The sequence below is a fragment of the candidate division KSB1 bacterium genome, assembly GCA_034505495.1.
Classification (GTDB): Bacteria; Zhuqueibacterota; Zhuqueibacteria; order Residuimicrobiales; family Krinioviventaceae; genus Fontimicrobium_A.
The window spans coordinates 79,834-91,536 of record JAPDQV010000004.1 but is presented as its reverse complement, the minus strand read 5'-3'; the positions used below and the strand labels follow the sequence as shown (position 1 = coordinate 91,536).

Below are 11,703 nucleotides of genomic sequence, written 5' to 3'. Positions count from 1 at the left end.
TCCGCAATACGGCATCGATCCGCCGATCCGCCTCTACGGCTGTTTCCCATACGACATTTTGTCGCCAGGCAGCCTTGTCGGTCCCCAATTTGTCTTGCGGTAACTCGTCCGGCAGATCGTTCAGGCGCTGAAGACGCCCGTTGCTTAGACGCAGAGCATCGCCGATGCGGCGTGTTACAGCATCGCCGACCGCATCGTCCGGCGCCGCGACATAGATGCGTTCAAACTTTTCGATGTCGAGGCCGCCGAAAACCAGAGAAGGATGGGTCTGTTCATGGAGACGATAATCGAGCGCCGCCCATTCGCGGCTGCTCAGAGCGAGGGGCCACAATGTGTAATCCCCTTTGCTTCGAATCGTCTTTTCGATAATTTCCTTATGCCGCGAATCGACGATGACAAGTACGGCCATGAGGTTCCATCAAGTTAATCGTCAAACAGCGATCGCCGCAAGCTTTTAATGGGGGTAGGGAGTCGTCGTGAACTGAAAGTAGCCTTTCGCGGCGCTGTCTTCAAAGTTCAGTACGATTGCCGCGATCAATTCCTTCATTTCTTCTACATCGATTTGAAAGAGACGCATGCCGACGGCTCGTTCGATGATGCGCTCCATGCTGTCGTCGCTCAGCAGATTGAGCTCTCTAAGATGAAACAGATAGCTGAACGCGGTGGGCGAAATGGCTTCCCGTTCAACATCATTGAGGGTGCGCCACAACGGCCGCGGAAAAGCGGTCGTCGGCGCGACGGCAGTGCGGTCCAGGTTTTCGCCGTGACTCATCAGCCAGGACATCGCCGAAGTGATTTCGTCTTCGGTAAAGCCTTCCTCCTCCAACAAGTCGACGACCATCTGCAGATCGACGTCGGTATTCGACTGCTCGCGTATTTCGTTCAGTATAAACGTCAGAATATCTAAAAACCGTTTGTTCATTTTACCTCGAGTTAAAGCCTGATTAAATTTATAACAAAAAATTCTAAATGCAACTTTTTTAGCCTATCCGCGGCCGCAGCAGTTTTTGTACTTTTTACCGCTGCCGCACGGACACGGATCGTTGCGGCCGACGTTCTTGGCTTTGATGACCGGTCGTCCGCGCATGATCGGGGTCGCCGGAACGGCGGCCGGAGCCGGCGCTTCCGTTTTCTGCGGCGCCTGACGAAAGAGCTCGATCTGGGATTTGACGGTCGAGAAGCTTTGCGGCTCGATACGGCGCAACTCGGCTTCCACAGTTTCGCCGCCGACATCAAAAACTTTGAACAGCGTCTGTACCGTCTCGCGGTTGATGGCGTCGATGGTGCGCTCGAATAAGTTAAAGGCCTCGCGCTTGTATTCGAGCAGCGGATCCTTTTGGCCGTAGCCGCGCAGGCCGATGCCCTCGCGCAGTTCATCAATGCCGTTGAGGTGCCGCCGCCAGTTCTCGTCCATCTTTTCCAATACGAAATAGCGCTCGTAGCGCGTCACCTGTTCGCGCCCCAACTCCTTGATGCGCTGGTGGTAGAGTCCCTTAGCCCAAGCGCTCAGCTGATCCATGACCTGATTGGGATCCATCAGTTCATGGCTGCCGTCATAAATCCGCGGCGATTGCCGGAAAACCAAGCGGCACTCGGTTTCCAGGCGCGAGATCTGATTGGCGTCCAGCGCTTCTTCTTTGCCCAGCACGTTGCTGATCATGGCGTAGATCGTGTCGTCGATCATGCCGAGCACAGAGTCGGAAACGATCTCGCTGCTGAGCTCCTCCTGCTGCATGCGGTCGAGGCGCTCCTGGTAGGTTTTGTATTGGGCAAGCCCCCAGGCCACCAAGTCCTGGAGAAATGCCGCATCGTTTTCGGGGCGACGGTCGGCGGGAAGGCGCAGCGTGCTGCGCGAAAAGACCAAGTGATCCGTCAATTCGGCGATATGTTTCTGCGCCTCCGCCGCATCGGCGTAGGTCTGCAGAATTTTTTGGACGCCGCGCCGCAGCGCCGCTTCGATGATCTCCTCGTTCAAGGCGCGACCGAGCATAACCTCTTCGTAGGCCGATCGATGCGCCTCGAGCAGCTCAAAATAACGTCTGCGCGCTCGTCGACGTACGTTCGTCAAATTTTCCGCGTCTTCGGAGTCAAAAGGCCCAAGATCGCCTCCGAACAGCTCGGCGAGCTTTGCTTTTTCGCTTGCAGTCACTTGCGAAAGGTCGCCGTCATTTTGAAAGATAAATCGACCGATGACCGCATCGGCAAAATAAGCGGAGGTAAAAAAGCCGAAAAAGCGATGCAGCAGACGTTTCCGATCTTTCTGCCCCGGGGGAAGCGTATCGATCCACTCCCGTACGCGGCTGAATATTTTTTCCGGACGGATCGAACGCAGCTCATTGGCGCCGATTTGCGGCGCAGCGTCAAAGATTCGTTCCAAATCACGCAGAAACTCTTCCGTCCGCCAAGATACCGACGAACGATGCATCGGCAGGTGAAAATTCATCAAACCGAGCAGGATCGTGTCCAGGATTTGATCTGTCGACAAAGCGCCGAACATGATCTTATCCGTCGCCGTTTCGCCGGCTTTGCAGGCTGCGCGGTAGCGGCTGATTGCCCACTCCGTAAGGCGCTTGTCCGCTTCTTCGGCGGTGAGCCCGGCAAGCTGCATCAGATCTTCAGGAACCCCGCCGAATAAGCGCTCTAATTCGAAGCGGATCGCATCCAAGTTCCAATGGGAAGGATCGTTGACCCCGGCATTGTGCAGCCGGATTTTCATGCGCACCAGCTGCGCAGCGATCTCTTCTTCAGGCACAAAGCCGAAAACACGGTGGCGCTCCTGCAGCTGCTGATAACGAGTGCGCCGCTCAATCTGCTCGGTCGTCCAGTCCAGAATCTGCGCGCGCATTTCTTCATAACTCAGTCGTTCCAGTTCGTCGACCTCGAACGGCGGCGTCTGATCAAAATAGGTCCGCAAATCTTCGAACAGATCGGAAAGCTTCCAGGTAGAGCGGTCTTTTTCATCGACAATGTGTTTTTTCAGCTTCGAATCGACGAGATCCTCCGGTTGTGCAAAGCCCAAAAGATTCTGTCGACGGCGGTAGATGATCTTGCGCTGCTCGTTGAGGACGTCATCGTACTCGAGCAGCGTCTTGCGGATTTCAAAGTTTCTTTCCTCGACCTTTTTCTGGGCACGCTCGATTGAGCGCGTGATCAGCGGGTGTTCGATGCGTTCGCCCTCTTCCATCGAGCCGAGACTGCTCATGATGCTGGTGATGCGGTCGCTGCCGAAGAGGCGCATTAGGTCATCTTCCAGCGACAGGAAAAAGCGCGAAGACCCCGGATCGCCCTGGCGCCCGGCGCGCCCGCGCAGCTGCCGGTCGATGCGCCGCGCTTCGTGCTTTTCCGAGCCGATGATGTGCAGTCCGCCCTTCTCAGCCACGCCCGGCGCCAATTTGATGTCGGTTCCGCGGCCCGCCATGTTGGTCGCAATGGTGATGGCGCCCGGCAGACCCGCTTTGGCGATGATCTCGGCCTCGCTTTTGTGATATTTGGCGTTGAGAACCGTGTGAAAGCGGCCCGATTCGAGTTCGCGCGTCACGTCGCCTTTCTGCAGCCAATTGGCCATGGGAATGCCGCGCATCGTAAAGAGATTACTCAGGTGCTGCGACACTTCCACCGAGATCGTACCGATGAGGACCGGACGCCCCTGTTCGTGCATGGCCAACGCCTCTTCGATGATGGCGTTGTATTTTTCCCGCTTGGTGCGAAAGATGACGTCATCGTAATCGATGCGGATACAAGGCTTGTGAGTCGGGATGACCACGACTTCCAGCTTGTAGGTGCTGTAGAATTCCTGCGCTTCGGTCTCGGCGGTACCCGTCATACCGGCGAGCTTTTTATAGAGACGGAAAAAGTTCTGCAGCGTGATGGTGGCCAGGGTCTGCGTTTCGGCCTGCACCTGCACACCCTCTTTGGCTTCCAAGGCCTCATGCAGACCGTCACTGAAACGTCGACCCGGCATCAGGCGGCCGGTGAACTGGTCGACAATCATCACCGCCTTTTGCCCGGGCCTGCCGCCGTGACGCCGCAGTTCCGATTCATCCGGCGTTTTAACGACGTAATCCACATCAAGGTGATACAGCGTATAGGCCCGCAGAAGCTGCGAAATGTTCTGAATGCGTTCTTCAACGGCGGTGTAGTTCTGCCATAGGCGATCGCGACGCTGCTCCAAAACCTGCCGCGGCAAGCGGGAGAAATGGCGCCGGAACCAGTTTTCGATCTCTTCCGGTGTAACAGCCGCATTGGGATGATGCAGCTGCGAAAGGAGCTCGTTCAATTCTCTTTCATCGAACTGATAACCTTTGCCGCGCAGCTGCGCCTTTTCCTTTTGCAGCAAGCCCTGCAGCTCGCTGCTGCTTTGCGCTTTTTTGGCGCTGAGGAAAAGCACCTCTTCGCGAAATTTTTTCAATCCTTCACTGTAGCTGAAAAACGGCAGGCTGTCCACAAGACGGCTGCGCGCGGCTTTTTTCAAGCCGACGGGATATCCCTGCGGACCGAGTTCAAAGATCGCCTCAGGATCCTGGGCGGCTTCGCGCAGGGCCGCTTCGGCGACGCTGCGCCGCGCCAAAGTCGTACTTTGCAGTCTCTCCATACCGGCGGCAGAAAGCCCTGAAAACTTGAGGCCGGTGCCGGGACGAACGTCGCCCTGCAGCGGCTCGGCAAAGTCAAAGTAAAGACGCAGCATGCGCCGCTTTTCCGAGTCGCCCGCTTCCTCATCGGCAAGGAAACGGAAGAGGTTTTCGAAAAAGAGGCCGATTCTTTGGACCTCTTCGAATCGGCGTGAAAGGCTGAGGCCCTGTTCCAGATCCGAGCCCAAATGCTTGTCCAGCTCTTCCCGCAGCGCGACAGGAGAATCAATTCTGCCGCGGTGCTCTTCCAGCCAGGTGTTGATCTGTTTTTCAATTTGCCGATAGGGAGCGCCGAGCAGCCGATCCAGTTCGAGCTCGTTCAGTCCCACATATCGGCCGTTCTGAACGGCAAAAATCTGCTCCGGCTGTTCCGCATAGCGGCGAATGTCCTTGTCCAATTGGGCAATGATATCTTCGCTCTGTTCGGCAAAATCGGTATAAAAGGCATGAGCTTTTGGAGTTAGTCCGAATTGCTTTTTCTCCGCCTCGAAGCGGTAAAAGGTGTCGAGACGATCGCTGTGCGTCTGAACGTAATGGGCGATGTGCTGCAGATCGTCTTCGAACTGCTCGACGGCCTGCACGCGCGCGGCATAGTCATACGACGCCTGGTTGAGGGTGCGGTCGAGAAGCAGTTGAATTTGCCGATCCCGCTCCTCGACGATAGACCGGTCGGGGAGAACATAGAGATCGGGATCTCCGCCCAAAAGTGCGATGCGGCCTTTTTCGCTGATTGCCTTGAGTACGGCGCCATCGTCGGAAAATTCGAAATAGTCGATTTGCTTATCGTCGGCGTCCTCGCGTTGCAGCATGGTCTGCAGCTGAAAGATGAGCGGCGCAAGGAGCGGATTGCCGCCGGCAAGAGCAGCCGATACAGCCAGCCTTCCCTGCTCAGTCAGCCCGACCGGACAGCCGCTCTGTTTGTCCATGACAAAGAGCGTGTTCTGAAGCTGCCGACGCCGCTCCAATTGGTAGCGCGGTACGCCCTCCTGACCATCGATATCGGCCTGATCCTTTAAAAGAGAAAACAATGCCTCAAGCGCTTCCACGACGCGGCGCAGGTCTTCGTCGGCGCCGTTCAAAAGGACTTTTTTGCCAAGCTCACTGAGGCCGTTGATCAAACCCTCGCTCTTTTTGGCGGCTAAATAGAGGGAGCGCAGACGGGCGCTGCGTTCTCCTTTTGGACCATCGGGTAGAAGATCGGGCGCCTGCGCAAGCTTTTCTGCGAGCTTTTCAATTGCCGCAGCCTGGGCTTCGGTCAACGGTTCGCTCACGCCGCAAAGGTAGAGACGGCCCTCCGGCGTAAAGCCGTTGGCGCGGCCGTTGACGGCATGGTGGGTAAAAAACCGTTCCGCATGTTTGACCTCGCCCATGCGGTTGATCGCCTCATCCAGCTCATCCAACAGATGAATCTTGAAGGCGACGTCCAAGTCCTTGCCGCCCGAAAGAAAGATGCGGCCTTTTTCGGTAATGTCGACTACGTGGCTTTTTTCGTCGATCGTGTAATAGAGTTCTTGATCGACAAGACTCATGGTTTTATCGATTTCGTGCTGGCCTTCGATGCGCTCGATGAGCTTTTTCACCCAGAATTGGGAGGTAAGAAGCTCGAGCAGCTCTTTGTTTTTCGGATCGCCGCGATGAACGCGCAGAATCTGCAGGCCGGCGCGCTCTTCGTCGACGTCGAGCAGCGCTTTGCCTTCGGCCAATATTTCTTTTACCAGCTCCTGCTGACGCTTGTACAGGTTCTCGACAATGGGTTTAAGTTCATTGTAGACATTGCGGGGGGCGCCGACCGAGCCGGAGATGATTAGCGGCGTACGCGCCTCGTCGATCAGGACGCTGTCCACCTCGTCGACGATCGCATAATGCAGCGGACGTTGCACGACCGACCAAACGTCCGTGGCCATGTTGTCGCGCAGATAATCAAAACCGAACTCGTTGTTGGTGCCGTAGGTAATGTCGGCGAGATAGGCCTGGCGCCTCTCTTCCGGCGTCTGGCCGCCGTAAATGGCTGCGACCGTGAGTCCTAAAAATTTAAAAATTTCGCCCATCCATTCGCAGTCGCGCTGCGCTAAATAGTCGTTCACCGTAACCAGGTGAACGCCCTTGCCTTCGAGAGCATTCAAGTAAAGCGGCATTGTGGCGACAAGAGTCTTGCCTTCGCCGGTGGCCATCTCGGCAATCTTGCCTTGATGAAGCACTATGGCGCCGAGAATCTGCACGTCGAACGGCACCATGTTCCATTCGATTTCCTGACCGCGGACTAGCCATCTTTTGCCGACAAGCCGCCGGCAGGTGTCCTTTACCGCAGCGTACGCCTCGGGCAGGAGATCGTCCAGAGTTTCGCCCATTTTCAGGCGGTAACGGAATTCGTTGGTCTTTGCCTTCAGTTCCTCATCGGTCAATTTCTGATATTCTTCGGCAATGCGGTTAACCTCAGCAACGATCGGCCAAAGCTTTTTCAGCTCGCGTTCATTGCTGGTTCCGCCGAATAGTTTCGAAAAGATCTTTTCGATTTTCAAAGATATTCCTCGCTCTCTTTCAACTCTTCATCCTAACGCCGGACGAACAGGTTTGTTTCTGTTATATTTTTTTGCAGATACTGCAGCGCCGAGGGGGGTCAACTTTCCTTCATGCCCCGTTTATTCTTGATTATTTTATTGTTCGCCTTGAGTTCATCGAGAATTGCATCAAGTATGCCGTTGATGTAGGCGCCGCTTTTTTCAGTGCTGTACCGTTTGGCCAGCTCTACCGCTTCGTCGATGGTCACTTTGGGCGGGATTTCGGGGAAAAACAGGAACTCGCATACGCCCATGCGCAGAAGAATCAAGTCGACAATGGCAATACGGCCTATTCGCCAATTTTCAGAATGACGACGAATATACTCATCACAGACGGCTTCGTTCTCATGCACCCGCTTGACCAGTTTTTGAAAAAAGCGGACGGCAGGATAAACCTCGTTTTCAGCCGTCAAGAGTTCTTTAAGCAGAACGCTTACCGGCGTATTGGTGAGGACGTGCGCATACAGCACCTGCAGCGCCGACTCTCTTGCCTGATGCCGAGATGTCGGCAGTTTCCATTCCAGATTTTCGTTAAACATGGATCTTGATGTAATCGTGCCATCCGTACCGATCTTCGCGCTCGCCGCAGGCGTATTCGAAAAAGCGCTGCTGGATCTTTTCGGTAATCGGTCCGCGGCTGCCGCTGCCGATGACGATACGGTCGACGCTCCGCACCGGCGTAATTTCCGCCGCCGTGCCGGTAAAAAAGATCTCATCGGCGATGTAAAGAAATTCGCGTTGAATTTTCATCTCCCTGATCGGTATGCCGAACTCGGCGGCAATTTTGAATACCGAGTCGCGCGTAATGCCGGGGAGAATGCCCGAATCCAGTGTGGGCGTATAGAGGACGCCGTCACGGATGACAAAAATATTCTCGCCGCTGCCCTCGCTGACATAGCCGTAAGCGTCCAGACCGATGCCTTCCGCATATCCGTCCGCCAATGCTTCCATTTTGATGAGCTGCGAGCTCATATAGTTGGCGCCGACCTTGGCGAGCGTAGGCATGGTGTTGGGCGCCAAACGGTTCCAACTGGACACGCGCACATCGACTCCTTTGGACACGCCTTCGTCGCCCAAATATTTGCCCCAATTGAGCGCCCCGATGACAAACTCGACCGGGCAGCGGCTGGGATCAACGCCCAAGCTGTGGTAGCCGCGAAACGCAATCGGTCGCACGTAAGCGGATTCGAAACCGTTCACCCGGATCGTTTCTTTGCACGCCTCAATGATTTCCTCTTGCGTGTATGGAATCGGCATGCGGTAGATTTTGGCCGAATCGAACAGGCGACGGATGTGATCCGCCAGCCGAAAAATACTCGGACCGTGAGGCGTTTTATAGCAGCGCATTCCCTCGAAAACGCTCGTGCCGTAATGAATCACGTGCGACATGACGTGAATTTTGGCATCCATCCAATCGATGAACTTGCCGTTCATCCAAATTTTACCCTGCTCATCTCGCGGATCCATGCTCGTTTTCCTTTTTCTTAACGTATATCCTTCGCCCGCAGCTGAATCGTGCGGGCGCCCATAAAGACGTTTTCTTCAATGACAAAAGCCATGTCCAAATCGGACACGCCGGGCGTCAAACGATAAATCAGATCGCCCATGTTGAATGCAATGACGTCGAACACTCGGCCGTCCTGTCGCACTTTGAACCGCAGATGATTTTTGCCCACAACCGTCGGGGTGCCCACCACCTGCAGTCGTTGCGCCATAAATACCGGCCGCATGTTTTGCGGTCCGAAAGGCGCAAAATGCTTCAAAATTTCGACGAATCGATCGTCGATGCAGCTCAACCGAATCTCCGCCTCGATGCTCAACTCCGGCACCAGGCTCTGTGATTTGAGCTGTTCGGCGGCTATTTTTTCGAACCGCTCTTTAAAGTGCGGAATTTTCGCCTCTTCAATGGTCAGCCCGGCGGCATATTTATGGCCGCCGAAGCCGATGAACAAATCTTCGCATTGCTTCAGCGCTTCATAGAGGTCGAAACCCGGAATGCTGCGCGCCGAGCCTTTGCCGATGCCCTCTTCGGTCGAGATCAGTACCGTCGGCCGATAATATTTTTCGACCATGCGCGAGGCGACAATACCGATAACGCCGGTATGCCAGCCTTCCTTGTGCAGAACGATGCTGTGAGCCTGCCGCTCGCGGAAGAGCGCTTCGGTCTGCGCCACCGCCTCATGAAAAGCTTCCTCATCGACGTTCTTTCGGTGCAGATTTTCGCGTTCCAGGATGTCGGCAATGGCTTCCGCTTCGGCGGCGCTTTCGGTCGTCAGCAGCCGCACCGCGCGCTCGGCATCGCCCATGCGGCCTACGGCATTGATGCGCGGCGCGATGATGAATACTATCTGCCCGGTACCGATCTCCTTACCCAACAAACCGGATGCGCGCAGCAGCGCCTTCAGACCCAAGTTTTCCGTATTGTTCAGCGACTGGATGCCGAATTTGACAAAAATTCGGTTTTCATCGACGAGCGGTACAATGTCCGCAGCTGTACCGATAGCGACCAGTTCGATATATTTTTCCAAAATCGACTGATCAATGCCCATGCGCTGCAAAAGACCCTGCGCCAATTTGTAGGCGACGCCCACGCCCGCCAGCTGTTTGAACGGATAAGAGCAATCATGGCGCTTCGGATCAACGGCTGCCGCTGCTTCCGGCAACGTCGGTCCGGGTTCGTGGTGATCGGTGACGATGACGTCGATTCCCGCCCGTTTCGCTTCCGCGATCTCATGATGGCCGGTGATGCCGCAGTCTACCGTCACAATCAAGGTCACGCCGCGCTGTTTCGCTTCCTGGATGCCCTGCAGGGAAAGCCCGTAGCCCTCTTCCTGGCGGTTCGGAATATAATAATTGACGTGCGCGCCCAGCTCTTTGAGCAGGAGATATAAAAAAGAGACGGCGGTAATACCGTCGACGTCGTAATCACCGTAAATCATGATCTCTTCATCGCTCAGAACTGCGCGCCGCAGCCGCTCCACGGCTGTTGACATGTCGCGCAGGCGAAAAGGATCGTAAAGTTGATCGAGCGACGGCCTGAAGAATCGTTTGGCGCTTTCTAGATCATTAACGCCCCGACGCAGCAGTATCTCGGCAATCACCGGCGGGATATTCAGGGCAGCGGACAGCGCCGAAACCTTTTCGGGATCCTGCGCCTCCTCAATCACCCATCGCAACTCCATAAACTCTCCAACGTCTTGTGTTGCCGGCAACCGACAAAAAATAACCGAAGCAGGTCGGTAAGCCGAATTCTGTAATCCCGAAAATCGGGACGACGATCATTTCTCTAGGACGCCGGTTGCCCGACGCCTCAAGCGACCTACCCGCGGATCAAACGAGACGGGCCGTCTCTCTCCGCCTATTTGGTCTTGCTCCGAGTGGGGTTTGCCCTGCCTTCAACGTCACCGTTGAAGCGGTGAGCTCTTACCTCGCCATTTCACCTTTGTCCCGGAATCCCGAGACCGTGTCGTTTCTGTGGCACTTTCCCTCGGTCACCCGAGGTCCGTGTTACGGACCACTCTGCCCTGTGGAGTTCGGACTTTCCTCATTCCGATCGAGTCGGAACGCGATCGTCTGACCTGCTTCGGAACGCCCGTTTTTCAAACAACAAACCACGGCTTAAAAAATCTGCCGCAGGTTACTCCGTCTCTGTAAGCTCCGGTTTCCAAACCAAAATGCGGCCGCAAACCTCACACAGGTGGATGCGGTTCATCATGCGGATTTCCAGGCCCCGTTGCGGTGGAATACGCGTGGAACACTGGCTGCAGGCCCCGTTGCGCAAAAACGCCAACGCATAACCGCCCCGCGCCGTACGAATCCGCTCATACGTGCTGACAATCGGCCGCGGCAATCGCTCGGCCATGGCATTGCGCCGAGCCGTCAGTGCCTCCTCTTTTTCGCGTGTCTGCGCCGATACGGCTTCCAGCTCTTTCTGCAGCTCGGCCAATCTCTGTTGGCGTTCGGCGTGCAGTGCTTCCAAACGCGCAATCTCTTCCTGTTCCCGCTCCACCAGTTTGCTTAGCTCGCCTTTGCGCGCCTCGGCCTCACTTTTGGCCTGCACTGCGGCGTCGATCTCGTTCGAAATGGCATCATATTCGCGATTATTGCGAACCTGATATAATTGCGTCTTGTATTTATTCAATCGGGTATCATAGAGATCGATATTTCTCTCCACTAGCGCCAGTTCCTCGCGATGTGCTTCCAACATGCCGCGGTTTCCGGCCAACTTTTTTTCCAACTGATTGATTTCTTCACTCATGGCGTCTACCCGCATCGGCAGATCGCCTTTTTCCTTCTGCAGCATCAACAGCTGGGCGTCGATTTCCTGCAGATCAATCAGCAGTTCCAGTACTTTTTGCAAGAGAAATACTCCTCAATTTATCCCTACCCTGACAAAAAAAAAGTGCACCCTATTTTGAATGCACTTCCATCTTGCATGCCGTATGAAGGCAGATTTTATCGCTTATCGATGGCTGTCTTTCTTTACGCTTCACCCTCATCCGCATGTTTGTCAATGG

7 protein-coding genes, 1 other RNA gene and 1 pseudogene are annotated in these 11,703 nt (G+C 55.2%); all 9 read right to left on the bottom strand.

What is annotated here, in order from left to right:
- On the bottom strand, positions 1–409 hold a 409-nt coding region (locus ONB24_03085), incomplete at its 3' end, for a hypothetical protein (GenBank protein MDZ7315086.1).
- Between the two features lie 45 nt (positions 410–454).
- Positions 455–922: a DUF494 domain-containing protein gene (locus tag ONB24_03080; GenBank protein ID MDZ7315085.1), complete on the bottom strand. Its 468-nt coding sequence runs from the start codon at positions 920–922 to the stop codon at positions 455–457.
- Positions 923–985: 63 nt separating this feature from the next.
- Entirely contained in the window at positions 986–1,990 is a 1,005-nt protein-coding gene (locus ONB24_03075) for an SEC-C metal-binding domain-containing protein (protein ID MDZ7315084.1), read from the bottom strand.
- 825 nt (positions 1,991–2,815) lie between these two features.
- Positions 2,816–7,147, bottom strand: a pseudogene (locus tag ONB24_03070) (DEAD/DEAH box helicase).
- Between the two features lie 98 nt (positions 7,148–7,245).
- Complete coding sequence (gene nusB / locus ONB24_03065; protein MDZ7315083.1) at positions 7,246–7,725, bottom strand: transcription antitermination factor NusB; 480 nt, start codon at positions 7,723–7,725, stop codon at positions 7,246–7,248.
- Positions 7,718–8,653 (bottom strand): branched-chain amino acid transaminase, encoded by a 936-nt coding sequence (locus ONB24_03060; GenBank protein ID MDZ7315082.1) that lies wholly within the window; start codon positions 8,651–8,653, stop codon positions 7,718–7,720. The genes nusB and ONB24_03060 overlap by 8 nt, the downstream gene beginning before the upstream one ends.
- A gap of 17 nt (positions 8,654–8,670) precedes the next feature.
- A complete protein-coding gene (gene recJ / locus ONB24_03055) occupies positions 8,671–10,368 on the bottom strand; it encodes a single-stranded-DNA-specific exonuclease RecJ (GenBank protein ID MDZ7315081.1) in 1,698 nt (565 codons plus the stop codon).
- A 42-nt stretch (positions 10,369–10,410) separates the two neighbouring features.
- An RNA gene (rnpB, locus tag ONB24_03050) (RNase P RNA component class A) lies at positions 10,411–10,771 on the bottom strand.
- 52 nt (positions 10,772–10,823) lie between these two features.
- Positions 10,824–11,546 (bottom strand): hypothetical protein, encoded by a 723-nt coding sequence (locus ONB24_03045; GenBank protein ID MDZ7315080.1) that lies wholly within the window; start codon positions 11,544–11,546, stop codon positions 10,824–10,826.
- Positions 11,547–11,703: the final 157 nt, after the last annotated feature.